Origin of the sequence: Escherichia sp. KTE31, from assembly GCF_000407925.1 — a bacterium.
Taxonomy (GTDB): domain Bacteria; phylum Pseudomonadota; class Gammaproteobacteria; order Enterobacterales; family Enterobacteriaceae; genus Escherichia; species Escherichia ruysiae.
The window spans coordinates 916485-943291 of sequence record NZ_KE136726.1 but is presented as its reverse complement, the minus strand read 5'-3'; the positions used below and the strand labels follow the sequence as shown (position 1 = coordinate 943291).

The following is a 26807-nucleotide window of genomic DNA, read 5'->3' as shown; positions in this document are numbered from 1 at the left end:
GAACACCCGTTCTGTGTAAATCGCAATGAAATGGTTTAAGCGTGATAGCAACAGGCATTGCGGAAAGTATCCATTTTCCGGTCAACAAAATAGTGTTGCACAAACTGTCCGCTCAGTGGACAGATGGGTCGACTTGTCAGCGAGCTGAGGAACCCTATGGTTTACTCCTATACCGAGAAAAAACGTATTCGTAAGGATTTTGGTAAACGTCCACAAGTTCTGGATGTACCTTATCTCCTTTCTATCCAGCTTGACTCGTTTCAGAAATTTATCGAGCAAGATCCTGAAGGGCAGTATGGTCTGGAAGCTGCTTTCCGTTCCGTATTCCCGATTCAGAGCTACAGCGGTAATTCCGAGCTGCAATACGTCAGCTACCGCCTTGGCGAACCGGTGTTTGACGTCCAGGAATGTCAAATCCGTGGCGTGACCTATTCCGCACCGCTGCGCGTTAAACTGCGTCTGGTGATCTATGAGCGCGAAGCGCCGGAAGGCACCGTAAAAGACATTAAAGAACAAGAAGTCTACATGGGCGAAATTCCGCTCATGACGGACAACGGTACCTTTGTTATCAACGGTACTGAGCGTGTTATCGTTTCCCAGCTGCACCGTAGTCCGGGTGTCTTTTTTGACTCCGACAAAGGTAAAACCCACTCTTCGGGTAAAGTGCTGTATAACGCGCGCATCATCCCTTACCGTGGTTCTTGGCTGGACTTCGAATTCGATCCGAAGGACAACCTGTTCGTACGTATCGACCGTCGCCGTAAACTGCCTGCGACAATCATTCTGCGTGCCCTGAACTACACCACAGAGCAGATCCTCGACCTGTTCTTTGAAAAAGTTATCTTTGAAATCCGTGATAACAAGCTGCAGATGGAACTGGTGCCGGAACGCCTGCGTGGTGAAACCGCATCTTTCGACATCGAAGCTAACGGTAAAGTGTACGTAGAAAAAGGCCGCCGTATTACTGCGCGCCACATTCGCCAACTGGAAAAAGACGACGTCAAACTGATCGAAGTCCCGGTTGAGTACATCGCAGGTAAAGTGGTTGCTAAAGACTATATTGATGAGTCTACCGGCGAGCTGATCTGTGCAGCGAACATGGAGCTGAGCCTGGATCTGCTGGCTAAGCTGAGCCAGTCTGGTCACAAGCGTATCGAAACGCTGTTTACTAACGATCTGGATCACGGCCCATATATCTCTGAAACCTTACGTGTCGACCCAACTAACGACCGTCTGAGCGCACTGGTAGAAATCTACCGCATGATGCGTCCTGGCGAGCCGCCGACCCGTGAAGCTGCTGAAAGCCTGTTCGAGAACCTGTTCTTCTCTGAAGACCGCTATGACTTGTCTGCGGTTGGTCGTATGAAGTTCAACCGTTCTCTGCTGCGCGAAGAAATCGAAGGTTCCGGTATCCTGAGCAAAGACGACATCATTGATGTTATGAAAAAGCTCATCGATATCCGTAACGGTAAAGGCGAAGTCGATGATATCGACCACCTCGGCAACCGTCGTATCCGTTCCGTTGGCGAAATGGCGGAAAACCAGTTCCGCGTTGGCCTGGTACGTGTAGAGCGTGCGGTGAAAGAGCGTCTGTCTCTGGGCGATCTGGATACCCTGATGCCTCAGGACATGATCAACGCCAAGCCGATTTCCGCAGCAGTGAAAGAGTTCTTCGGTTCCAGCCAGCTGTCTCAGTTTATGGACCAGAACAACCCGCTGTCTGAGATTACGCACAAACGTCGTATCTCTGCACTCGGCCCAGGCGGTCTGACCCGTGAACGTGCAGGCTTCGAAGTTCGAGACGTACACCCGACTCACTACGGTCGCGTATGTCCAATCGAAACCCCTGAAGGTCCGAACATCGGTCTGATCAACTCCCTGTCCGTGTACGCACAGACTAACGAATACGGCTTCCTTGAGACTCCGTATCGTAAAGTGACCGACGGTGTTGTAACTGACGAAATTCACTACCTGTCTGCTATCGAAGAAGGTAACTACGTTATCGCCCAGGCGAACTCCAACCTGGATGAAGAAGGCCACTTCGTAGAAGACCTGGTAACTTGCCGTAGCAAAGGCGAATCCAGCTTGTTCAGCCGCGACCAGGTTGACTACATGGACGTATCCACCCAGCAGGTGGTATCCGTCGGTGCGTCCCTGATCCCGTTCCTTGAACACGATGACGCCAACCGTGCATTGATGGGTGCGAACATGCAACGTCAGGCCGTTCCGACTCTGCGCGCTGATAAGCCGCTGGTTGGTACGGGTATGGAACGTGCTGTTGCCGTTGACTCCGGTGTAACTGCGGTAGCTAAACGTGGTGGTGTCGTTCAGTACGTGGATGCTTCCCGTATCGTTATCAAAGTTAACGAAGACGAGATGTATCCGGGTGAAGCAGGTATCGACATCTACAACCTGACCAAATACACCCGTTCTAACCAGAACACCTGTATCAACCAGATGCCGTGTGTGTCTCTGGGTGAACCGGTAGAACGTGGCGACGTGCTGGCAGACGGTCCGTCCACCGACCTCGGTGAACTGGCGCTTGGTCAGAACATGCGCGTAGCGTTCATGCCGTGGAATGGTTACAACTTCGAAGACTCCATCCTCGTATCCGAGCGTGTTGTTCAGGAAGACCGTTTCACCACCATCCACATTCAGGAACTGGCGTGTGTGTCCCGTGACACCAAGCTGGGGCCGGAAGAGATCACCGCTGACATCCCGAACGTGGGTGAAGCTGCGCTCTCCAAACTGGATGAATCCGGTATCGTTTACATTGGTGCGGAAGTGACCGGTGGCGACATTCTGGTTGGTAAGGTAACGCCGAAGGGCGAAACCCAGCTGACTCCAGAAGAGAAGCTGCTTCGTGCGATCTTCGGTGAGAAAGCGTCTGACGTTAAAGACTCTTCTCTGCGCGTACCAAACGGTGTTTCCGGTACGGTTATCGACGTTCAGGTCTTTACTCGTGATGGCGTAGAAAAAGACAAACGTGCGCTGGAAATCGAAGAAATGCAGCTGAAGCAGGCGAAGAAAGACCTGTCTGAAGAACTGCAGATCCTCGAAGCGGGTCTGTTCAGCCGTATCCGTGCTGTGCTGGTAGCCGGTGGCGTTGAAGCTGAGAAGCTCGACAAACTGCCGCGCGATCGCTGGCTGGAGCTGGGCCTGACCGACGAAGAGAAACAAAATCAGCTGGAACAGCTGGCTGAGCAGTATGACGAACTGAAACACGAGTTCGAGAAGAAACTCGAAGCGAAACGCCGCAAAATCACCCAGGGCGACGATCTGGCACCGGGCGTGCTGAAGATTGTTAAGGTATATCTGGCGGTTAAACGCCGTATCCAGCCTGGTGACAAGATGGCAGGTCGTCACGGTAACAAGGGTGTAATTTCTAAGATCAACCCGATCGAAGATATGCCTTACGATGAAAACGGCACGCCGGTAGACATCGTACTGAACCCGCTGGGCGTACCGTCTCGTATGAACATCGGTCAGATCCTCGAAACCCACTTGGGTATGGCTGCGAAAGGTATCGGCGACAAGATCAACGCCATGCTGAAACAGCAGCAAGAAGTCGCGAAACTGCGCGAATTCATCCAGCGTGCGTACGATCTGGGCGCTGACGTTCGTCAGAAAGTTGACCTGAGTACCTTCAGCGATGAAGAAGTTATGCGTCTGGCTGAAAACCTGCGCAAAGGTATGCCAATCGCAACGCCGGTATTCGACGGTGCGAAAGAAGCAGAAATTAAAGAGCTGCTGAAACTTGGCGACCTGCCGACTTCTGGTCAGATCCGCCTGTACGACGGCCGCACTGGTGAACAGTTCGAACGTCCGGTAACCGTAGGTTACATGTACATGCTGAAACTGAACCACCTGGTCGACGATAAGATGCACGCGCGTTCCACTGGTTCTTACAGTCTGGTTACTCAGCAGCCGCTGGGTGGTAAGGCACAGTTCGGTGGTCAGCGTTTCGGGGAGATGGAAGTGTGGGCGCTGGAAGCATACGGTGCGGCATACACTCTGCAGGAAATGCTCACCGTTAAGTCTGATGACGTAAACGGTCGTACCAAGATGTATAAGAACATCGTGGACGGCAACCATCAGATGGAGCCGGGCATGCCAGAATCCTTCAACGTATTGTTGAAAGAGATTCGTTCGCTGGGTATCAACATCGAACTGGAAGACGAGTAATTCTCGCTCAAACAGGTCACTGCTGTCGGGGTAAAACCCGGCAGCGGATTGTGCTAACTCCGACGGGAGCAAATCCGTGAAAGATTTATTAAAGTTTCTGAAAGCGCAGACTAAAACCGAAGAGTTTGATGCGATCAAAATTGCTCTGGCATCGCCAGACATGATCCGTTCATGGTCTTTCGGTGAAGTTAAAAAGCCGGAAACCATTAACTACCGTACGTTCAAACCTGAGCGTGACGGCCTTTTCTGCGCCCGTATCTTTGGGCCGGTAAAAGACTACGAGTGCCTGTGCGGTAAGTACAAGCGCCTGAAACACCGTGGCGTTATCTGTGAGAAGTGCGGCGTTGAAGTGACCCAGACCAAAGTACGCCGTGAGCGTATGGGCCACATCGAGCTGGCTTCTCCGACTGCGCACATCTGGTTCCTGAAATCGCTGCCGTCCCGTATCGGCCTGCTGCTCGATATGCCGCTGCGCGATATCGAACGCGTGCTGTACTTCGAATCCTATGTGGTAATCGAAGGCGGTATGACCAACCTGGAACGCCAGCAGATCCTGACTGAAGAGCAGTATCTGGACGCGCTGGAAGAGTTCGGTGACGAATTCGACGCGAAAATGGGTGCGGAAGCAATCCAGGCTCTGCTGAAGAGCATGGATCTGGAGCAAGAGTGCGAACAGCTGCGTGAAGAGCTGAACGAAACTAACTCCGAAACCAAGCGCAAGAAGCTGACCAAGCGTATCAAACTGCTGGAAGCGTTCGTTCAGTCTGGTAACAAACCAGAGTGGATGATCCTGACCGTTCTGCCGGTACTGCCGCCAGATCTGCGTCCGCTGGTTCCGCTGGATGGTGGTCGTTTCGCGACTTCTGACCTGAACGATCTGTATCGTCGCGTCATTAACCGTAACAACCGTCTGAAACGTCTGCTGGATCTGGCGGCGCCGGACATCATCGTACGTAACGAAAAACGTATGCTGCAGGAAGCGGTAGACGCCCTGCTGGATAACGGTCGTCGCGGTCGTGCGATCACCGGTTCTAACAAGCGTCCTCTGAAATCTTTGGCCGACATGATCAAAGGTAAACAGGGCCGTTTCCGTCAGAACCTGCTCGGTAAGCGTGTTGACTACTCCGGTCGTTCTGTAATCACCGTAGGTCCATACCTGCGTCTGCATCAGTGCGGTCTGCCGAAGAAAATGGCACTGGAGCTGTTCAAACCGTTTATCTACGGCAAGCTGGAACTGCGTGGCCTCGCTACCACCATCAAAGCCGCTAAGAAAATGGTTGAGCGCGAAGAAGCTGTCGTTTGGGATATCCTGGACGAAGTTATCCGCGAACACCCGGTACTGCTGAACCGTGCACCGACTCTGCACCGTCTGGGTATCCAGGCATTTGAACCGGTACTGATCGAAGGTAAAGCTATCCAGCTGCACCCGCTGGTTTGTGCGGCATATAACGCCGACTTCGATGGTGACCAGATGGCTGTTCACGTACCGCTGACGCTGGAAGCCCAGCTGGAAGCGCGTGCGCTGATGATGTCTACCAACAACATCCTGTCCCCGGCGAACGGCGAACCAATCATCGTTCCGTCTCAGGACGTTGTACTGGGTCTGTACTACATGACCCGTGACTGTGTTAACGCCAAAGGCGAAGGCATGGTGCTGACTGGCCCGAAAGAAGCTGAGCGTATTTATCGCGCTGGCCTGGCCTCTCTGCATGCGCGCGTCAAAGTGCGTATCACTGAATACGAAAAAGATGCTAACGGTGAATTAGTAGCGAAAACCAGCCTGAAGGACACGACCGTTGGCCGTGCCATTCTGTGGATGATTGTACCGAAAGGTCTGCCTTACTCCATCGTCAACCAGGCGCTGGGTAAAAAAGCAATCTCCAAAATGCTGAACACCTGCTACCGCATTCTCGGCCTGAAACCAACCGTTATTTTTGCGGACCAGATCATGTACACCGGCTTTGCATATGCAGCGCGTTCCGGTGCATCGGTTGGTATCGATGACATGGTCATCCCGGAGAAGAAACACGAAATCATCTCCGAGGCAGAAGCAGAAGTTGCTGAAATTCAGGAGCAGTTCCAGTCTGGTCTGGTAACTGCGGGCGAACGCTACAACAAAGTTATCGATATCTGGGCTGCGGCGAACGATCGTGTATCCAAAGCGATGATGGATAACCTGCAAACTGAAACTGTTATCAACCGTGACGGTCAGGAAGAGAAGCAGGTTTCCTTCAACAGCATCTACATGATGGCCGACTCCGGTGCGCGTGGTTCTGCGGCACAGATTCGTCAGCTTGCTGGTATGCGTGGTCTGATGGCGAAGCCGGATGGCTCCATCATCGAAACGCCAATCACCGCGAACTTCCGTGAAGGTCTGAACGTACTCCAGTACTTCATCTCCACCCACGGTGCTCGTAAAGGTCTGGCGGATACCGCACTGAAAACGGCGAACTCCGGTTACCTGACTCGTCGTCTGGTTGACGTGGCGCAGGACCTGGTGGTTACCGAAGACGATTGTGGTACTCATGAAGGTATCATGATGACCCCGGTTATCGAGGGTGGCGACGTTAAAGAGCCGCTGCGCGATCGCGTACTGGGTCGTGTAACTGCAGAAGACGTTCTGAAGCCGGGTACTGCCGATATCCTCGTTCCACGCAACACGCTGCTGCACGAACAGTGGTGTGACCTGCTGGAAGAGAACTCTGTCGACGCGGTTAAAGTACGTTCTGTTGTATCCTGTGACACCGACTTTGGTGTATGTGCGCACTGCTACGGTCGTGACCTGGCGCGTGGCCACATCATCAACAAAGGTGAAGCAATCGGTGTTATCGCGGCACAGTCCATCGGTGAACCGGGTACACAGCTGACCATGCGTACGTTCCACATCGGTGGTGCGGCGTCCCGTGCGGCTGCTGAATCCAGCATCCAGGTGAAAAACAAAGGTAGCATCAAACTCAGCAACGTGAAGTCGGTTGTGAACTCCAGCGGTAAACTGGTTATCACTTCCCGTAACACCGAACTGAAACTGATCGACGAATTTGGTCGTACTAAAGAAAGCTACAAAGTGCCTTACGGTGCGGTACTGGCGAAAGGTGATGGCGAACAGGTTGCAGGCGGCGAAACCGTTGCAAACTGGGATCCGCACACCATGCCGGTTATCACTGAAGTAAGCGGTTTTGTTCGCTTCACCGATATGATTGACGGTCAGACCATTACTCGTCAGACCGACGAACTGACCGGTCTGTCTTCGCTGGTGGTTCTGGATTCCGCAGAACGTACCGCAGGTGGTAAAGATCTGCGTCCGGCACTGAAAATCGTTGATGCTCAGGGTAACGACGTTCTGATCCCTGGTACTGATATGCCTGCGCAGTACTTCCTGCCGGGTAAAGCGATTGTTCAGCTGGAAGATGGCGTACAGATAAGCTCCGGTGACACCCTGGCGCGTATTCCGCAGGAATCTGGCGGTACTAAGGACATCACCGGTGGTCTGCCGCGCGTTGCGGACCTGTTCGAAGCGCGTCGTCCGAAAGAGCCGGCAATCCTGGCTGAAATCAGCGGTGTCGTTTCCTTCGGTAAAGAAACCAAAGGTAAACGTCGTCTGGTTATCACTCCGGTAGACGGCAGCGAACCTTACGAAGAGATGATTCCGAAATGGCGTCAGCTCAACGTGTTCGAAGGTGAACGTGTAGAACGTGGTGACGTCATTTCCGACGGTCCGGAAGCGCCGCACGACATTCTGCGTCTGCGTGGTGTTCATGCTGTGACTCGTTACATCGTTAACGAAGTACAGGACGTATACCGTCTGCAGGGCGTTAAGATTAACGATAAACACATCGAAGTTATCGTTCGTCAGATGCTGCGTAAAGCCACCATCGTTAACGCGGGTAGCTCCGACTTCCTGGAAGGCGAACAGGTTGAATACTCTCGCGTCAAGATCGCAAACCGCGAACTGGAAGCGAACGGCAAAGTGGGTGCAACTTACGCCCGCGATCTGCTGGGTATCACCAAAGCGTCTCTGGCAACCGAGTCGTTCATCTCTGCGGCATCGTTCCAGGAGACCACTCGCGTACTGACCGAAGCAGCTGTTGCGGGCAAACGCGATGAACTGCGCGGTCTGAAAGAGAACGTTATCGTGGGTCGTCTGATCCCGGCAGGTACGGGTTATGCGTATCACCAGGATCGTATGCGCCGCCGTGCTGCGGGCGAAGCTCCGGCTGCACCGCAGGTGACTGCAGAAGACGCGTCTGCCAGCCTGGCAGAACTGCTGAACGCAGGTCTGGGTGGTTCTGATAACGAGTAATCGTTAATCCGCAAATAACGTAAAAACCCGCTTCGGCGGGTTTTTTTATGGCTGTTATTCAGAGGGCAAAGTTTTTACGGAAAATATTAAGAAAGGCAGGGCGAAACGAGGAAGAAGCTTTTCGCCCTGGACAACATTCCTGCTGACGGCACTACCATAAAAAAACGCAATGCTTTCAACAACCTTGCGTTTTTCATCTTCCGTAGCGGCTCGGAATAAATTTACGTCCTTACATTCTGTCTCATCGCCTTTGCGAGTCGCGTCCCAGATAGCTGTCCCAGTCTTTCCATACCGGCTGCAAACCCTGAGCGGTTAAGGCGGCGGCCACAGCTTCTGGTCTGCGATCGTCGTGCGGTGAGAATTGTTCCAGTTCAGGGTGATTGTCGGCATAGCCTCCTGGCTGCGTTTTCGAGAAGGCGCTGACGTTATTGATTGCCAGCGGAATAACGCGATCGCGAAACCACGGTGATTCTCGCGTGGAGAGTGAAAGTTCAATCTCCGGCGCGAACAGCCGGAAAGCGCAGATGGTTTGCACTAACTGGCGTTCATCCATAATCGACGCTGGCTCAATCCCGCCAGTACACGGGCGCAGGCGCGGGAAGGAGACAGAGTAGCGGCTTTGCCAGTAATGCTGTTGCAGCCATAGCAAATGCTCGGCAACCATATAGCAGTCAACGCGCCAGTTGTCGGAAAGGCCGATTAGCGCGCCAAGGCCAATCTTATCAATCCCCGCGCGACCCAGTCGATCCGGTGTTTCCAGCCGCCAGAAGAAGTCCTGTTTTTTCCCTTTCAGATGATGACGGGCGTATGTCGCCTCGTGATACGTCTCTTGATAAACCATCACCCCATCCAGACCAAGCTGTTTTAACTCGACGTATTCCGCTTCCGCCAGTGGTTGCACTTCCATCTGTAGTGAGGAGAATTGTTTACGCAGGGCAGGGAGATGGCGGCGGAAGTAATCCATTCCCACTTTTGCCTGATGTTCACCAGTGACCAGCAACAGATGTTCAAAGCCCATTTCCCGAATAGCGGCGCTTTCTCTGACGATATCCGCTTCATCCAGCGTTTTGCGCTTGATGCGGTTGCTCATGGAAAATCCACAGTACGTGCAGTCGTTAGCGCAAAGATTGGAAAGATAAAGCGGGACGTAGAAGCTGACGACGTTGCCAAATCGCTGACGAGTCAGACGCTGCGCCCGTTGGGCCAGTGGTTCCAGGTATTCACTGGCGGCTGGCGATAGCAGCGCCATCATGTCGTCGCGGGTGAGTGCCGCTGCACTTAGCGCCCGCTCTACGTCAGCAGCCGTTTTGCTGTTGATACGCAGGCGGATGTCGTCCCAGTCCAGTTGCCGCCAGCGGTCGCTGAAGGTTTTCATGCCGATGCCTCCAGAAATCCGGTCAGCGGGCTGGTGGCATGAGCAAAATGACTGCGGCTGCCCGGTCCAGCCTGACGTGCCAGCAGACCCGCTTCTACCGCCAGGCGAAATGCCTTCGCCATGTTGACGGGATCGTCCGCGACGGCAATCGCCGTATTTACCAATACCGCATCGGCTCCCATTTCCAGCGCCTGTGCGGCATGGCTGGGAACGCCGATGCCAGCATCAACCACCACCGGAACCGTGGCTTGCTGGATAATAATCTCCAGCATGGCGCGGGTTTCCAGTCCCTGATTAGAGCCAATCGGTGCGCCGAGCGGCATCACCGCCGCGCAACCGACTTCTTCCAGACGTTTACACAACACTGGATCGGCACCGCAGTAAGGCAGCACGACAAATCCCTGTTGCACCAGCGTTTCGGCGGCTTTCAGTGTTTCGATGGGATCGGGCAACAGCCAGCGGGCGTCAGGGTGAATCTCCAGCTTCAGCCAGTGTGTGCCCAGAGCTTCGCGTGCCAGATGAGCGGCGAAGATAGCTTCTTCCGCCGTTTTCGCCCCGGAAGTATTCGGCAGCAGTGTCACACCCGCCGCGATAAGCGGGGCGAGGATATCGTCGTTGTGTTGGCGCAAGTCGACGCGTTTCATCGCCAGCGTCACCAGCTGACTACCGGAAGCGCGGATCGCCTCCACCATCAGTTGTGAAGAGGCGAATTTCCCGGTGCCGGTAAACAGATGTGAATCAAACGTTTTGTCCGCGATACGTAACATCTCAACCTCCTGCAATAACCTGAAAAAGCAGGATCTGGTCACCATCCTGCACGATATGTTGTGCCCACTGCTCACGCGGGACGATTTGCTGATTAATCGCCAGTGCCGCGCCCACTTTTAGCTGATCGAGTTGTTCCAGCAGCTCGTGAACAGTTTGTCCGGCGACGCACTGCATCGGTTGGTCGTTAAACAGGATCTGCATTGCATCCTCCACATACCGGGCAATCATTGGCACGGCGCAACGCCAGGCTGCGCCACTGGCTCGATTTACCGTCGAATAGTCGGAGTTCTCCCGCAGGCGTCTCAATACCGCTCAATAACTTAATCGCTTCCAGTGCCTGTAAAGTGCCCATAACCCCGACCACCGGACCAACTACGCCTGCCGTGCGGCAATTGCGTTCTGGCTCCTGGTTATCCGGCCACAGACAGCGATAACAACCGTGCTCCCAGGGCGGCGTTAATACCATCAACTGACCGCCAAATCCGACCGCGCTGGCGGTAATAAGCGGCGTGTGGCGTGCCACGCAGGCGGCATTAATCTCCTGTCGAGTCGCCATATTGTCAGTACAGTCGAGCACTACATCGGCTTGTGCTACCGCATTTTTTAACGCCTCACCCGTTAACCGTTGTTGTAATGCCGTCAGTTGAATATCGGGATTTAACTGTGTCAGTCGTTGTTGGCAGACCTGCGATTTCGGGCGATCGATATCTTCAGTGGTAAAGAGGATTTGTCGTTGCAGATTGCTTAAATGCACATCGTCGTCATCTGCCAGCACCAGCGTCCCGACGCCAGCACCCGCCAGGTACAACGCAGCGGGCGTACCCAGCCCGCCAAGGCCGATAATCAGTACCTGGCTGTCGAGCAGTTTTTGCTGCCCTTCAATGGCAACATCATCGAGCAGGATTTGACGGCTGTAACGCATAAAGTCACGGTCATTCATCGCCAACTCCTGTTATTTCCAGCAATTGTGCCGTTGCCAAACGCCAGTCTGCCGCCTGGGTAATGGCACTGACGACGGCGATACTGCCGACACCCGTCGCCATCACCGCAGGCGCGCGCGCCAGACTGATACCGCCAATCGCCACGGAGGGATAATCCCCCAGGCGCTCAATGTGCCGTGCCAGTTGCTCCAGCCCCTGCGGTGCAGAAGGCATCTGTTTGGTTTGGGTCGGGAACACATGTCCCAGCGCGATATAAGAAGGGCGAGCTGCCAGCGCGACGTCGATTTCCATATCGTCATGGGTCGAAACGCCCAGCCGCAGGCCTGCCGCGCGGATGGCCTTGAGATCGGTAGATTGCAAATCTTCCTGCCCCAGATGGACGCCATATGCCTGATGCTTAATCGCCAGCCGCCAGTAATCATTAATAAACAGCCGCGCGTTATAGCGGCGACCCAGCGCAATTGCCGCTACTACATCGGCTTCCACCTCTTCATCGCGCTGATCTTTGATGCGTAGCTGGAGGGTTCGCACGCCAGCGTCCAGCAGACGTTCGATCCACTGTACGCTGTCCACCACCGGGTACAGTCCTAAACGAAAAGGTACAGGAGGAAAATCAGGCTGATACATCACGCGTCCTCCTTACGCAGGTAAATTTCTCCGCCTCTGGCGCGGAAATTCTCCGACATATCCGCCATCCCCACTTCAATGGTTTGCGCGGCGGCGTAATCGCGCACCTCCTGGCTAATTTTCATTGAGCAGAATTTCGGCCCGCACATGGAGCAAAAATGGGCGACTTTGCCGGACTCTTGCGGCAGGGTTTCATCGTGATAAGCGCGGGCGGTAAACGGGTCGAGAGCCAGATTAAACTGGTCTTCCCAGCGAAATTCGAAGCGGGCTTTCGACATGGCGTTATCGCGAATTTGCGCGCCCGGATGCCCTTTTGCCAGGTCGGCAGCGTGGGCGGCAATCTTATAGGTGATAAGCCCTTGCTTAACATCTTCTTTATTAGGCAGACCCAGGTGCTCTTTCGGCGTTACGTAACAGAGCATCGCGCAGCCAAACCAGCCGATCATCGCCGCGCCAATCCCCGACGTGAAGTGGTCATAGCCCGGTGCAATATCGGTAGTTAGCGGCCCCAGAGTGTAAAACGGTGCTTCGTGGCAGTGCTCTAACTCCTCGGTCATATTGCGGCGAATCATCTGCATCGGCACATGCCCGGGGCCTTCAATCATCACCTGTACGTCATATTCCCAGGCGATTTTGGTCAGTTCGCCCAGCGTATGCAGCTCGGCAAACTGCGCTTCATCGTTGGCGTCCTGAATCGAACCGGGTCGCAGGCCGTCGCCCAGCGATAGCGAAACGTCATAAGCAGCGCAGATTTCACAAATTTCGCGGAAGTGTTGATAGAGGAAATTTTCCTGATGATGGGAGAGGCACCATTTCGCCATAATCGAACCGCCGCGAGAGACGATACCGGTCAGGCGTTTCGCGGTCATTGGCACGTAGCGCAGGAGAACGCCCGCATGAATCGTGAAGTAATCTACGCCCTGTTCGGCCTGTTCCAGCAGCGTGTCGCGGAACGCTTCCCAGGTAAGCTCTTCCGCGATCCCGTTAGCCTTTTCCAGCGTCTGGTAGATCGGCACAGTACCAATCGGCACCGGGCTGTTACGTAAAATCCATTCGCGGGTTTCGTGAATATAGCGGCCGGTGGAAAGATCCATCACCGTATCCGCTCCCCAGCGCGTAGACCACACCAGCTTTTCCACTTCTTCTTCGATGGAAGAGGTGACCGCCGAGTTGCCGATATTAGCGTTAACTTTTACCAGGAAGTTACGACCAATAATCATCGGCTCTGATTCAGGGTGATTAATGTTGGCGGGGATAATCGCGCGTCCGGCAGCGACTTCATCACGGACAAATTCCGCAGTGATATTTTCCGGCAGACGTGCGCCAAAGCTCATTCCCGGATGCTGGTGGCGCAAAACTTTGCTACGAATGCGCTCGCGCCCCATATTCTCGCGAATGGCGATGAATTCCATCTCAGGTGTGATGATGCCCCGGCGGGCGTAGTGCAGCTGTGTGACGCGGCGGCCTGCTTTGGCGCGTTTTGGCGTCAAGACGCCGCTAAAACGCAGCTCGTCGAGGCCATCATCTGCCAGCCGCGCTTTAGTGTAATCGGAGCTGCGCACGGTAAGTTCTTCGGTATCGCCGCGCGCATCGATCCACGGCTGGCGTAGTTTTGCCAGCCCTTGCTGCACGTTAATGGCAATCTGCGGATCGCCATACGGGCCGGAGGTGTCGTAGACCGGAATCGCTTCGTTTTCTTCGTACTGCGGCTGTTCTTTGCTACCGCCAATTAGCGTCGGGCTAAGCTGGATCTCACGCATCGGCACGCGCACGCCGGGTTGTGTGCCAGTGATATAAATGCGTTTTGAGTTGGGAAAGGCGGTGCCTTCCAGGGTGTCGATAAAATGTTGGGCCTGGGCGCGTTGTTCGCGGCGGGTCAGTTTTGTTGCAGACATAGCTCATTCCAAAAAGTTAAGGACGTGGCTTGTCAGACGACGGATGAAGCAAGAGACGATCGCGCAGAGGCGATGCGATAGCAGATTAACTCTTGTTCCCTTCGCAGGTATTAGCCTGATCAGGTTCCGCGGATCCCGAATAAACGGTCTCAGCCAGTTAAGGCACTCCGACAAGAAATTAGCCCCGAAAACGGGGCGTTGAATGTAAATTACGCGTTAACAGCGCAGAACTCAAGCAAGATGTTTGACGCGGGCGGCATCAAGCACCAGCAGAATCAGCTTATCTTCCAGCACAAAGCGTGCTTCCAGCGCCTCGCCGATATCAGATAAAACCTGTTGAAACTCAAGGTAATTATCATGATCGATGGCGGTTTCCAGGCTGGAATCGTAGTAATCCATAATCTGTTGTGTATTGGCTTCCAGTTGCGGCCAAATCTTTGCGGCGCGCGCGAGTTGCCCGTTGCCTTCCAGCTTATGAAGAATGCGCTCATAAATACTGAAATGTCCGGCAGACAGATAATCGACCAGACTCTGGCAAAAATCATCAAGGGCTTTTTCGTTTAGCCTCATGTACGATTCTTTGCCAGGCTTAATGCCAACCAGATTGTAGTAAGCCACGAGCAGATGCTTACGTACATGTAGCCAGCGATCAACCAGTTTGTTACTTCCTCTGACGTGCTCCGTCAGGTTATCGAGCTGGTTAAGCATGATTGACTCCGCAAGTTTGTATTCAAAAACTGCTCAGTGAGAAATGTAAAAACCATGTTAAACATGCCAGTGATGCAAAGGTAGTGCAAGAGCTATGGATCGTATAATTGAAAAATTAGATCACGGCTGGTGGGTCGTCAGTCATGAGCAAAAATTATGGTTGCCGAAGGGAGAATTGCCATATGGCGAAGCGGCAAATTTCGATCTTGTGGGTCAGCGCGCACTACAAATCGGCGAATGGCAGGGGGAACCTGTTTGGCTAGTTCAACAGCAGCGTCGCCATGATATGGGCTCGGTGCGCCAGGTCATTGATCTGGACGTCGGGTTGTTTCAACTAGCCGGACGCGGCGTGCAACTGGCGGAGTTTTACCGCTCGCATAAATACTGCGGGTATTGCGGGCATGAAATGTACCCGAGCAAAACAGAATGGGCGATGCTGTGCAGTCACTGCCGTGAGCGTTACTATCCGCAAATCGCCCCCTGCATTATCGTTGCCATCCGTCGCAATGATTCGATCCTGCTTGCTCAGCATACCCGCCATCGTAACGGTGTCCATACGGTACTTGCCGGATTCGTCGAAGTGGGCGAAACCCTCGAACAGGCGGTCGCGCGGGAAGTAATGGAAGAGAGTGGCATCAAAGTCAAAAACCTGCGTTACGTGACTTCTCAGCCGTGGCCGTTTCCTCAGTCATTAATGACTGCGTTTATGGCGGACTATGACAGCGGCGACATCGTGATTGACCCGAAAGAACTGCTGGAGGCGAACTGGTATCGCTACGACGATTTACCCTTACTGCCACCGCCCGGCACCGTGGCGCGCCGCCTGATAGAAGATACGGTGGCGATGTGTCGGGCAGAGTATGAGTGATGATACACTGACCGCCTGACGCACTAAGGAATAGCCAAAATGACCGAACTTAAAAACGATCGTTATCTGCGGGCGCTGCTGCGCCAGCCCGTTGATGTCACTCCAGTATGGATGATGCGCCAGGCGGGTCGCTATCTACCGGAATATAAAGCCACGCGCGCCCAAGCGGGCGATTTTATGTCGCTGTGCAAAAATGCCGAACTGGCGTGCGAAGTGACTTTGCAACCGCTGCGTCGCTACCCGCTGGATGCGGCGATCCTCTTTTCCGATATCCTCACCGTGCCGGACGCGATGGGGTTAGGGCTCTATTTTGAAGCCGGAGAAGGCCCGCGTTTTACCTCGCCAGTCACCTGCAAAGCTGACGTCGATAAACTGCCAATTCCGGACCCGGAAGATGAGCTGGGTTACGTGATGAACGCGGTGCGTACCATTCGCCGCGAACTGAAAGGCGAAGTGCCGCTGATTGGTTTTTCCGGCAGCCCGTGGACGCTGGCGACCTACATGGTGGAAGGCGGCAGCAGCAAAGCCTTCACAGTGATCAAAAAAATGATGTATGCCGATCCGCAGGCACTGCACGCTCTGCTCGATAAACTGGCGAAAAGCGTCACCCTGTATCTGAACGCGCAGATTAAAGCCGGTGCTCAGGCAGTGATGATTTTTGACACCTGGGGCGGCGTGCTTACCGGGCGCGACTACCAACAATTCTCGCTCTATTACATGCATAAAATTGTTGATGGTTTATTGCGTGAAAACGACGGTCGCCGCGTACCAGTAACACTGTTTACCAAAGGTGGCGGACAGTGGCTGGAAGCCATGGCGGAAACCGGTTGCGATGCGCTGGGACTGGACTGGACAACCGACATCGCCGATGCGCGCCGCCGCGTGGGTAATAAAGTCGCGTTGCAGGGCAATATGGACCCGTCGATGCTGTACGCGCCGCCAGCCCGAATTGAAGAAGAAGTAGCGACTATACTTGCAGGTTTCGGTCACGGCGAAGGTCATGTCTTTAACCTTGGTCACGGCATTCACCAGGATGTGCCGCCAGAACATGCTGGCGTGTTTGTGGAGGCAGTGCATCGCCTGTCTGCGCCTTATCATCAGTAAGGAGTGGTTATGGATCTCGCGTCATTACGCACACAACAACTTGAACTGGCTTCTTCTGTGATCCGCGAGGATCGACTTGATAAAGATCCACCGGATCTGATCGCTGGAGCCGATGTCGGGTTTGAGCAGGGCGGAGAAGTGACGCGAGCGGCGATGGTGCTGCTGAAATACCCCTCGCTTGAGCTGGTGGAGTATAAAGTGGCCCGCATCGCCACCACCATGCCTTACATTCCTGGTTTTCTCTCCTTCCGCGAATATCCTGCGCTGCTGGCAGCGTGGGAGATGCTGTCGCAAAAGCCGGATTTAGTGTTTGTCGATGGTCATGGGATCTCGCATCCTCGCCGTCTTGGTGTCGCCAGCCATTTTGGCTTATTGGTGGATGTGCCAACGATAGGCGTGGCGAAAAAACGGCTCTGCGGTAAATTCGAACCGCTCTCCAGCGAACCGGGCGCGCTGGCGCCGCTGATGGATAAAGGCGAGCAGCTGGCCTGGGTCTGGCGCAGCAAAGCACGCTGCAACCCGCTGTTTATCGCTACGGGTCATCGGGTCAGCGTGGATAGCGCGCTGGCGTGGGTACAACGCTGCATGAAAGGCTATCGTCTGCCGGAGCCAACGCGCTGGGCGGATGCCGTGGCCTCGGAACGTCCGGCATTTGTGCGCTATACAGCAAATCAGCCCTAATTCAGGTAAACTGCGGATAATTTCCGTATTTGAGAACTCAACATGTTACAAAACCCGATTCATCTGCGTCTGGAGCGCCTGGAAAGCTGGCAGCATGTCACTTTCATGGCCTGCTTATGCGAACGCATGTACCCCAATTACGCCATGTTTTGCCAGCAAACCGGTTTTGGTGATGGGCAAATTTACCGCCGTATTCTCGATCTCATCTGGGAAACACTGACCGTCAAAGACGCAAAAGTGAATTTCGACAGCCAACTGGAGAAATTTGAGGAAGCGATTCCTTCAGCGGACGATTTCGATCTGTACGGCGTTTATCCGGCAATTGATGCCTGCGTGGCGTTAAGTGAACTGGTTCATTCACGTTTGAGTGGCGAAACGCTCGAACACGCGGTGGAAGTGAGTAAGACCTCCATCACTACCGTTGCGATGCTGGAAATGACTCAGGCTGGTCGTGAAATGAGCGATGAAGAGCTGAAAGAAAACCCAGCCGTTGAGCAAGAATGGGACATTCAGTGGGAAATATTCCGACTTTTAGCCGAGTGTGAAGAACGTGACATTGAGCTGATAAAAGGCCTTAGAGCCGACCTGCGTGAGGCGGGTGAGAGCAATATTGGTATAATTTTTCAGCAATAAGACCAGAAAACGTGAATTAACGCCTGATTTGTCGTACCTGGAGTCTTCCCTTTCGCCCCCCGTCTGGTCTACATTTGGGGGGCGAAAAAAAGTGGCTATCGGTGCGTGTATGCAGGAGAGTGCTATTCTGGCATTTCCGTCGCACTCGATGCTTAGCAAGCGATAAACACATTGTAAGGATAACTTATGAACAAGACTCAACTGATTGATGTAATTGCAGAGAAAGCAGAACTGTCCAAAACCCAGGCTAAAGCTGCTCTGGAGTCCACTCTGGCTGCAATTACTGAGTCTCTGAAAGAAGGCGATGCTGTACAACTGGTTGGTTTCGGAACCTTCAAAGTGAACCACCGCGCTGAGCGTACTGGCCGCAACCCGCAGACCGGTAAAGAAATCAAAATCGCCGCAGCTAACGTACCGGCATTTGTTTCTGGCAAGGCACTGAAAGACGCAGTTAAGTAAGATTGCGTGGCAGTGAACAGTTTTAACGAAGGGGTGGTTTCACCCCTTTTGTCTTTCTGGCGTCGATCATTGATGCTGGCGGGCGCTCTGTTTCTTACTGCCTGTAGCCACAACTCTTCACTTCCTCCCTTTACCGCCAGTGGTTTTGCTGAAGACCAGGGCGCGGTACGTATCTGGCGAAAAGACAGCGGCGATAATGTGCATTTGCTTGCTGTGTTCAGTCCGTGGCGCAATGGCGATACCACGACGCGAGAGTATCGCTGGCAGGGCGATAACCTCACGCTCATCAATATCAATGTTTACAGCAAACCGCCGGTGAACATTCGTGCGCGTTTTGACGATCGCGGTGATCTGAGCTTTATGCAACGTGAATCCGATGGGGAAAAGCAGCAGCTTTCTAACGACCAAATCGATTTATACCGTTATCGTGCTGATCAGATCCGCCAGATTAGCGATGCCTTACGTCAGGGGAGAGTCGTGCTGCGCCAGGGGCGCTGGCATGCGATGGAACAGACCGTGACCACCTGCGAAGGGCAAACCATTAAACCTGATTTAGATTCACAGGCGATAGCGCATATCGAGCGCCGCCAGAGCCGCTCTTCTGTTGATGTCAGCGTGGCATGGCTGGAAGCGCCCGAAGGTTCGCAATTACTGTTAGTGGCAAACTCTGATTTCTGTCGCTGGCAACCCAACGAGAAAACGTTCTAGTTTACCAGTGGCCCATACCCATATGACCACCACCACAGCCGCCGTAACCCATGCCCATTCCGGCACCGCGCGGAATACCTGCTTCAGCCATCGCGATATCCCGTTTCACCCGCAACTCATCTAACGACTGACGCAAATTCTCCATCTCTTTGGCGACCGCGTTAATTTTGCTGCTATCCGGTGGGTTAGCGGCTAATAGAGCGTTGTATTCATAACGCTTCGTTACCAGTTGCTGTTGCAGCGCGCTGCTTTGGGCGTAAAAGTCATTATGGATTTTCTGCCACGCCGTCTGTTGTTCGCTGGTCAAAGGCGCGGCATTTTGCTGCCACATACCGTGTCCGCCGTGAGCAAATGCAGATGTTGAGCCCAACGCCATTGCTGAAAGCGCCATCATCACCAGGGCAATTTTCGCGTTCCGTTTCATGGTTAATCCTCCAGTGGTTGTCTTACTTTGGGTATTGCATCTTCCGTGCCAACGACGAAACGCTGATGTGACGGGCAATCTGGCATGATAAGCGAGTAAAAATGACTCGCCTGCTGTGGGTCGCGAGTCATTTTTACTCATTGAAACGTAAGTGTTTGTGTTACAGCGCAGGGTAAACGCTGATAAAAGATGGCATGATTTCTGCTGTCAAAAAGGGATGAACAGGCAACGAAGAAGATGCGTTTTATGCAACGTTCTAAAGACGCCTTAGCCAAATGGTTAAGCGCGATCCTCCCCGTGGTCATTGTTGGGCTGGTGGGATTGTTTGCAGTGACGGTTATTCGCGATTATGGGCGGGCAAGCGAGGCCGATCGCCAGGCATTACTGGAAAAAGGTAATGTGCTTATTCGCGCTCTGGAGTCGGGAAGTCGCGTAGGGATGGGGATGCGAATGCACCATATTCAGCAGCAGGCACTTCTGGAAGAGATGGCAGGCCAGCCGGGGGTATTGTGGTTTGCTGTCACCGATGCCCAGGGCATCATCATTCTTCACAGTGACCCCGAAATGGTCGGGCGTGCACTCTATTCGCCAGATGAAATGCAGCAGTTAAAGCCAGAGGAAAACTCCCGCTGGCGACTGCTTGAGAAAGCGGAAACTGCGCCTGCGCTTGAGGTCTATCGTTTGTTCCAGCCAATGTCAGCTCCCTGGCGGCATGGTATGCACAATATGCCGCGCTGTAACGGAAAAGCTGTGCCACAGGCAGAAGCACAACAGGCTATCTTTATCGCTGTTGATGCCAGTGATCTGGTTGCAACCCAGATTGGGGAGAAGCGCAACACCCTGATTATCCTCTTCGCCCTGGCGACGGTACTGCTGGCAAGCGTGTTGTCATTCTTCTGGTATCGCCGATATCTGCGCTCGCGCAAGCTTCTACAGGATGAGATGAAGCGCAAAGAGAAGCTGGTGGCGCTGGGGCATCTGGCGGCAGGCGTTGCCCATGAAATTCGCAATCCGCTTTCCTCAATTAAAGGGCTGGCGAAATACTTTGCCGAACGAGCACCAGAGGGCGGGGAAGCGCATCAACTGGCGCAGGTAATGGCGAAAGAGTCCGACCGTTTGAATCGTGTGGTGAGTGAGTTGCTGGAACTGGTCAAGCCAACGCACCTGGCTTTGCAGGCGGTGGATCTCAATACCTTGATTAACCATTCATTACAGCTGGTGAGCCAGGATGCAAACAGCCGGGAGATCCAGTTACGCTTTACTGCCAACGACACGTTGCCGCAAATTCAGGCCGATCCGGACCGACTGACCCAGGTCTTGTTGAATCTCTATCTCAATGCCATTCAGGCGATTGGTCAGCATGGCGTGATTAGCGTGACGGCCAGCGAAAGCGGTGCTGGCGTGAAAATCAGCGTTACCGACAGCGGTAAAGGAATTGCGGCGGATCAGCTTGAAGCCATCTTCACCCCATACTTCACCACCAAAGCCGAAGGCACCGGACTGGGGCTGGCGGTCGTGCATAATATTGTTGAACAACACGGTGGTACAATTCAGGTCGCAAGCCAGGAGGGAAAAGGCGCAACGTTCACCCTCTGGTTTCCGGTCAATATTACGCGTAAGGACCCACAAGGATGACGCACGATAATATCGATATTCTGGTGGTGGATGATGACATTAGCCACTGCACCATCTTGCAGGCATTACTGCGCGGCTGGGGTTATAACGTCGCGCTGGCGAATAGTGGGCAACAGGCGCTGGCGCAGGTGCGGGAACAGGTTTTTGATCTTGTGCTTTGCGATGTGCGAATGGCACAGATGGACGGCATCGCCACGCTGAAAGAGATCAAAGCGTTAAATCCGGCGATTCCGGTACTGATTATGACCGCTTACTCCAGTGTCGAGACGGCAGTAGAAGCACTGAAAACCGGGGCGCTGGATTATCTCATCAAACCGCTGGATTTCGATAACCTGCAGGCGACACTGGAAAAGGCGCTCGCACATACGCACAGTGTTGACGCTGAAACGCCTGCGGTGTCTGCCAGCCAGTTCGGTATGGTCGGTAAAAGCCAGTCGATGCAACACCTGCTCAGTGAAATCGCCCTTGTCGCGCCATCGGAAGCCACGGTGCTTATCCACGGTGATTCCGGTACGGGTAAAGAGTTGGTCGCCAGAGCGATTCATGCCAGCAGTGCACGTAGTGAAAAGCCGCTGGTAACGCTCAACTGCGCGGCGCTCAATGAATCCTTACTGGAATCTGAATTGTTCGGTCACGAAAAAGGGGCATTTACCGGCGCCGACAAACGGCGTGAAGGGCGCTTTGTTGAGGCGGACGGCGGCACGCTGTTTCTCGATGAAATTGGCGATATCTCGCCGATGATGCAGGTTCGTCTGCTGCGTGCGATTCAGGAGCGCGAAGTTCAGCGTGTCGGCAGCAACCAGACCATCTCGGTTGATGTCCGGCTGATTGCGGCGACCCATCGCGATCTTGCCGCTGAGGTAAAGGTCGGGCGTTTTCGCCAGGATCTCTACTATCGGCTGAACGTGGTGGCGATTGAAGTACCGTCGCTGCGGCAACGACGGGAGGATATTCCCCTGCTGGCTGACCATTTTCTGCAACGATTTGCTGAACGTAATCGCAAGGCGATAAAAGGCTTTACGCCCCAGGCGATGGATCTGCTGATTCACTACGACTGGCCGGGAAATATTCGCGAACTGGAAAATGCGGTAGAACGGGCAGTGGTGCTGCTGACCGGGGAATATATTTCCGAACGCGAGCTGCCGCTGGCGATTGCCGGTACGCCGATTCCGTTGGCGCAAAGTCAGGATATTCAGCCGCTGGTGGAAGTGGAAAAAGAGGTGATTCTGGCGGCGCTGGAGAAAACGGGCGGCAACAAAACCGAAGCCGCCCGTCAGTTAGGGATTACGCGCAAAACGCTATTGGCAAAACTGTCGCGTTAGTGCTGCTCGCGTTCGATAGCGCGCCAGCCGATATCTTTCCGGCAGAAGCAGTCATCCCAGTGGATATCGGCCATTAAGGCATAAGCGTGTTTCTGCGCTTCTGCCACGGTATGACCCAGCGCGGTGACGCACAGTACGCGCCCGCCGCTGGTCACCACCTGCTCGTCATCCGCCAGTTTTGTGCCCGCGTGGAACACTTTGCCGCCTTCGACTTCTTCCAGTGGCAGGCCGTGGATCACATCGCCGGTGCGGTAATCGCCCGGATACCCGCCCGCAGCCATCACCACGCCGAGGGAAGCGCGTTCATCCCACTCGGATGTTTTCTCGTCCAGCTTGCCTTCACAGGCTGCCAGGCAGAGCTCAACCAGATCGGACTTCATGCGCAGCATAATCGGCTGGGTTTCTGGATCGCCAAAGCGGCAGTTAAATTCGATAACCTTCGGGTTGCCCTGTTTGTCGATCATCAAACCTGCATAGAGAAAACCGGTGTAGGTATTGCCTTCCGCCGCCATGCCTTTCACGGTTGGCCAGATGATACGTTCCATGGTGCGCTGATGAACTTCATCGGTCACTACCGGCGCAGGAGAGTAAGCCCCCATTCCGCCGGTGTTTGGCCCGGTATCTTTATCGCCTACGCGTTTGTGATCCTGGCTGGTGGCCATCGGCAGCACATGCTCACCATCCACCATTACGATAAAACTCGCTTCTTCGCCGTCGAGGAACTCTTCGATAACAATGCGATGACCCGCGTCGCCAAAAGCGTTGCCCGCCAGCATATCGTGAACAGCCGCTTCCGCTTCTTCCAGCGTCATCGCCACGATAACGCCTTTCCCGGCAGCCAGACCGTCAGCTTTAATGACGATTGGCGCGCCTTTCTCACGCAGATACGCCAGCGCAGGTTCTACCTTGGTGAAGTTCTGGTATTCCGCCGTAGGAATCTTATGGCGGGCCAGGAAATCCTTGGTAAACGCTTTCGAGCCTTCAAGTTGCGCGGCACCTGCGGTTGGGCCGAAGATTTTCAGCCCGGCGGCGCGGAAAGTATCGACCACGCCTTTCACCAGCGGCGCTTCCGGGCCGACGATAGTCAGATCGATCTTTTCGTTTTGCGCGAAGTCCAGCAGCGCCGGGATATCGGTTACGCCGATAGCGACGTTTTGCAGCGCAGGCTCCAGCGCCGTTCCCGCATTACCCGGTGCGACAAATACGGTCTCAACCAGCGGCGACTGCGCCGCTTTCCAGGCCAGTGCGTGCTCGCGTCCGCCGTTACCAATCACTAATACTTTCATCTGTCGCTCCATTAATGGCGGAAGTGGCGCATGTCGGTGAAGAGCATTGCAATACCGTGCTCGTCGGCGGCGGCAATCACTTCGTCATCACGAATAGAACCGCCAGGCTGGATTACGCAGGTCACGCCGGCAGCAGCGGCAGCATCAATACCATCACGGAACGGGAAGAACGCGTCAGAAGCCATAGAGGAACCTTTGACTTCCAGACCTTCATCGGCAGCTTTAATACCGGCGATTTTGGCGGAGTACACGCGGCTCATCTGGCCTGCGCCAATCCCGATGGTCATATTGTTTTTGGCATAGACGATAGCGTTGGATTTCACGAACTTCGCCACTTTCCAGCAGAACAGCGCATCACGCAGTTCCTGTTCGGTCGGCTGACGTTTGGTGACGACGCGCAGTTCTTCTGCACCGACCATGCCCAGATCGCGATCCTGAACCAGCAGGCCGCCGTTAACGCGTTTGAAATCGAGTCCCGGAACACGCTCGCCCCACTGACCACAGGTGAGCACACGTACGTTCTGTTTAGCTGCGGTGATTTTCAACGCTTCTTCGCTGGCGGATGGCGCAATGATCACTTCGACAAACTGACGAGAAATGATGGCCTGTGCGGTTTCAGCATCCAGCTCGCGGTTAAAGGCAATAATGCCGCCGAATGCGGAGGTCGGGTCTGTTTTGTACGCGCGATCGTAAGCGTCAAGAATGGAATTGCCGATAGCCACGCCGCAAGGGTTGGCGTGCTTCACAATCACACATGCCGGTTCGGCGAACTCTTTCACGCACTCCAGCGCCGCATCGGTATCGGCGATATTGTTATAAGAGAGGGCTTTACCCTGAACCTGGGTTGCGGTGGCAACGGAGGCTTCTTTCACATTCTCTTCTATATAGAAGGCAGCCTGCTGGTGGCTGTTCTCGCCGTAGCGCATATCCTGCTTCTTAATGAAGTTCAGGTTCAACGTGCGCGGGAAGCGACCGGCAGCTTCTTTGCTTTCACCGTGGTAAGCCGGAACCATGCTGCCGAAGTAGTTGGCAATCATGCTGTCGTAGGCGGCAGTGTGCTCGAAGGCTTTGATAGCGAGGTCGAAACGGGTTGCAAGCAGAAGCGATCCTTCGTTGGCATCCATCTCTTTAATGATGGCGTCGTAGTCGCTGCTCTTCACCACGATGGCGACATCTTTATGGTTCTTGGCGGCGGAGCGCACCATCGTTGGGCCGCCGATATCGATGTTCTCAACCGCATCTTCCAGCGAGCAGCCTTCACGGGCAACGGTCTGGGCGAACGGATACAGGTTAACAACCACCATATCGATAGGCTGGATCTGATGTTCTTCCATAATGGCATCGTCCTGGCCGCGACGGCCCAGAATGCCACCATGTACTTTCGGATGCAGAGTCTTCACACGTCCATCCATCATCTCCGGGAAACCGGTGTAATCGGAAACTTCGGTCACCGGCAGACCCTTTTCTGCTAACAGTCGGGCAGTGCCTCCTGTAGATAGCAGTTCCACACCGCGTGCGGAAAGTGCCTGAGCGAATTCGACGATACCTGCTTTGTCAGAAACACTGAGCAGAGCGCGGCGGACTGGACGACGTTGTTGCATGGTAAATCCCCTGGATTTGACTATTACAGAGAGCGTTAGCTGAATTTTTCGCGAAAAACTCAGCTAACGCCCCTAACGGGGCATCTTTATTTTTCGCCCGCATTGTAACGAAAACGTTTGCGCAACGCTCGCGAATTTTTTTGTTTCGATGGTGAGCACCATTTCGATTGTGGTTAGCAGGTCAGGAATACAGAAATAACACTTATGATTGTGGATAACTCTGTGCGTAAAAAGGTATAAATAGGGGTTTTGCTGGGGAATGCAGCAGTCAGTCATTTTTTTGCAATTTTTCTATTGCGGCCTCAGGAGAACTCCCTATAATGCGCCTCCATCGACACGGCGGATGTGAATCACTTCACACAAACAGCCGGTTCGGTTGAAGAGAAAAATCCTGAAATTCAGGGTTGACTCTGAAAGAGGAAAGCGTAATATACGCCACCTCGCGACAGTGAGCTGAAAGCCGCGTCGCAACTGCTCTTTAACAATTTATCAGACAATCTGTGTGGGCACTCGAAGATACGGATTCTTAACGTCCCAAGACGAAAAATGAATACCAAGTCTCAAGAGTGAACACGTAATTCATTACGAAGTTTAATTCTTTGAGCGTCAAACTTTTAAATTGAAGAGTTTGATCATGGCTCAGATTGAACGCTGGCGGCAGGCCTAACACATGCAAGTCGAACGGTAACAGGAAACAGCTTGCTGTTTCGCTGACGAGTGGCGGACGGGTGAGTAATGTCTGGGAAACTGCCCGATGGAGGGGGATAACTACTGGAAACGGTAGCTAATACCGCATAACGTCGCAAGACCAAAGAGGGGGACCTTCGGGCCTCTTGCCATCGGATGTGCCCAGATGGGATTAGCTAGTAGGTGGGGTAATGGCTCACCTAGGCGACGATCCCTAGCTGGTCTGAGAGGATGACCAGCCACACTGGAACTGAGACACGGTCCAGACTCCTACGGGAGGCAGCAGTGGGGAATATTGCACAATGGGCGCAAGCCTGATGCAGCCATGCCGCGTGTATGAAGAAGGCCTTCGGGTTGTAAAGTACTTTCAGCGGGGAGGAAGGGAGTAAAGTTAATACCTTTGCTCATTGACGTTACCCGCAGAAGAAGCACCGGCTAACTCCGTGCCAGCAGCCGCGGTAATACGGAGGGTGCAAGCGTTAATCGGAATTACTGGGCGTAAAGCGCACGCAGGCGGTCTGTTAAGTCAGATGTGAAATCCCCGGGCTCAACCTGGGAACTGCATCTGATACTGGCAGGCTTGAGTCTCGTAGAGGGGGG

At 53.9% G+C, this 26807-nt stretch carries 20 protein-coding genes, 1 riboswitch and 1 other annotated feature; of the genes, 10 read left to right on the top strand and 10 right to left on the bottom strand.

Going from position 1 to position 26807, the window contains the following annotated elements:
- Positions 1-156: 156 nt before the first annotated feature.
- Complete coding sequence (rpoB, locus tag WES_RS01295; protein ID WP_000263098.1) at positions 157-4185, top strand: DNA-directed RNA polymerase subunit beta; 4029 nt, start codon at positions 157-159, stop codon at positions 4183-4185.
- A gap of 76 nt (positions 4186-4261) precedes the next feature.
- Positions 4262-8485, top strand: a complete 4224-nt coding sequence (rpoC, locus tag WES_RS01300; protein ID WP_000653937.1) for a DNA-directed RNA polymerase subunit beta' — start codon at positions 4262-4264, stop codon at positions 8483-8485.
- 241 nt (positions 8486-8726) lie between these two features.
- Here the strand turns inward: rpoC and thiH are convergent, their stop codons facing one another.
- From thiH to WES_RS01335, 7 genes are all read right to left on the bottom strand, one after another.
- Positions 8727-9860 (bottom strand): 2-iminoacetate synthase ThiH, encoded by a 1134-nt coding sequence (thiH, locus tag WES_RS01305; protein ID WP_016159837.1) that lies wholly within the window; start codon positions 9858-9860, stop codon positions 8727-8729.
- Positions 9857-10627, bottom strand: a complete 771-nt coding sequence (gene thiG, locus WES_RS01310) for a thiazole synthase (RefSeq protein WP_016159838.1) — start codon at positions 10625-10627, stop codon at positions 9857-9859. Before thiG ends, thiH begins: the two co-directional genes overlap by 4 nt.
- A gap of 1 nt (position 10628) precedes the next feature.
- The gene (gene thiS / locus WES_RS01315) at positions 10629-10829 is read right to left on the bottom strand and encodes a sulfur carrier protein ThiS (protein WP_001166251.1); all 201 of its coding nucleotides are present in this window, start codon (positions 10827-10829) and stop codon (positions 10629-10631) included.
- Entirely contained in the window at positions 10813-11568 is a 756-nt protein-coding gene (gene thiF / locus WES_RS01320; RefSeq protein ID WP_016159839.1) for a thiazole biosynthesis adenylyltransferase ThiF, read from the bottom strand. The genes thiS and thiF overlap by 17 nt, the downstream gene beginning before the upstream one ends.
- Positions 11561-12196 (bottom strand): thiamine phosphate synthase, encoded by a 636-nt coding sequence (gene thiE / locus WES_RS01325; protein ID WP_000284594.1) that lies wholly within the window; start codon positions 12194-12196, stop codon positions 11561-11563. The genes thiF and thiE overlap by 8 nt, the downstream gene beginning before the upstream one ends.
- Positions 12196-14091, bottom strand: a complete 1896-nt coding sequence (gene thiC / locus WES_RS01330) for a phosphomethylpyrimidine synthase ThiC (protein ID WP_016159840.1) — start codon at positions 14089-14091, stop codon at positions 12196-12198. The genes thiE and thiC overlap by 1 nt, the downstream gene beginning before the upstream one ends.
- Before the next feature lie 79 nt (positions 14092-14170).
- A riboswitch (TPP riboswitch) is annotated at positions 14171-14271 on the bottom strand.
- A 51-nt stretch (positions 14272-14322) separates the two neighbouring features.
- Entirely contained in the window at positions 14323-14799 is a 477-nt protein-coding gene (locus WES_RS01335; protein WP_000934292.1) for an Rsd/AlgQ family anti-sigma factor, read from the bottom strand.
- 94 nt (positions 14800-14893) lie between these two features.
- On the opposite strand from WES_RS01335, the gene nudC reads away from it, so the two are divergent.
- The 6 genes from nudC (at position 14894) to WES_RS01365 (ending at position 19252) form a co-directional block, all read left to right on the top strand.
- Positions 14894-15667, top strand: a complete 774-nt coding sequence (gene nudC, locus WES_RS01340) for an NAD(+) diphosphatase (RefSeq protein ID WP_000373944.1) — start codon at positions 14894-14896, stop codon at positions 15665-15667.
- 39 nt (positions 15668-15706) lie between these two features.
- Complete coding sequence (gene hemE / locus WES_RS01345) at positions 15707-16771, top strand: uroporphyrinogen decarboxylase (protein WP_000137656.1); 1065 nt, start codon at positions 15707-15709, stop codon at positions 16769-16771.
- Positions 16772-16780: 9 nt separating this feature from the next.
- Positions 16781-17452: a deoxyribonuclease V gene (nfi, locus tag WES_RS01350; protein WP_000362401.1), complete on the top strand. Its 672-nt coding sequence runs from the start codon at positions 16781-16783 to the stop codon at positions 17450-17452.
- Between the two features lie 42 nt (positions 17453-17494).
- The gene (locus tag WES_RS01355; RefSeq protein WP_000940106.1) at positions 17495-18085 is read left to right on the top strand and encodes a YjaG family protein; all 591 of its coding nucleotides are present in this window, start codon (positions 17495-17497) and stop codon (positions 18083-18085) included.
- A gap of 186 nt (positions 18086-18271) precedes the next feature.
- A complete protein-coding gene (gene hupA / locus WES_RS01360; RefSeq protein ID WP_001044513.1) occupies positions 18272-18544 on the top strand; it encodes a nucleoid-associated protein HU-alpha in 273 nt (90 codons plus the stop codon).
- A gap of 12 nt (positions 18545-18556) precedes the next feature.
- Entirely contained in the window at positions 18557-19252 is a 696-nt protein-coding gene (locus WES_RS01365) for a DUF1481 domain-containing protein (RefSeq protein ID WP_032147960.1), read from the top strand.
- 1 nt (position 19253) lies between these two features.
- Here WES_RS01365 and zraP read toward each other — a convergent pair whose 3' ends face one another.
- The gene (zraP, locus tag WES_RS01370; RefSeq protein WP_016159841.1) at positions 19254-19676 is read right to left on the bottom strand and encodes a zinc resistance sensor/chaperone ZraP; all 423 of its coding nucleotides are present in this window, start codon (positions 19674-19676) and stop codon (positions 19254-19256) included.
- A gap of 237 nt (positions 19677-19913) precedes the next feature.
- On the opposite strand from zraP, the gene zraS reads away from it, so the two are divergent.
- Together zraS and zraR are read left to right on the top strand one after the other, a co-directional pair.
- Positions 19914-21311 (top strand): two-component system sensor histidine kinase ZraS, encoded by a 1398-nt coding sequence (zraS, locus tag WES_RS01375; protein WP_016159842.1) that lies wholly within the window; start codon positions 19914-19916, stop codon positions 21309-21311.
- The gene (zraR, locus tag WES_RS01380; RefSeq protein WP_016159843.1) at positions 21308-22633 is read left to right on the top strand and encodes a sigma-54-dependent response regulator transcription factor ZraR; all 1326 of its coding nucleotides are present in this window, start codon (positions 21308-21310) and stop codon (positions 22631-22633) included. The genes zraS and zraR overlap by 4 nt, the downstream gene beginning before the upstream one ends.
- Here the strand turns inward: zraR and purD are convergent.
- Together purD and purH are read right to left on the bottom strand one after the other, a co-directional pair.
- Entirely contained in the window at positions 22630-23919 is a 1290-nt protein-coding gene (gene purD, locus WES_RS01385) for a phosphoribosylamine--glycine ligase (protein ID WP_016159844.1), read from the bottom strand. The two genes, zraR and purD, sit on opposite strands and share 4 nt — an antisense overlap.
- 11 nt (positions 23920-23930) lie before the next feature.
- Positions 23931-25520 carry a bifunctional phosphoribosylaminoimidazolecarboxamide formyltransferase/IMP cyclohydrolase gene (purH, locus tag WES_RS01390; RefSeq protein ID WP_001550410.1) on the bottom strand — a complete coding sequence of 530 codons (1590 nt, stop codon included), beginning with the start codon at positions 25518-25520 and terminating at the stop codon, positions 23931-23933.
- A 624-nt stretch (positions 25521-26144) separates the two neighbouring features.
- Positions 26145-26692, top strand: a sequence feature (16S ribosomal RNA rRNA prediction is too short).
- The last annotated feature ends 115 nt before the right edge of the window (positions 26693-26807 follow it).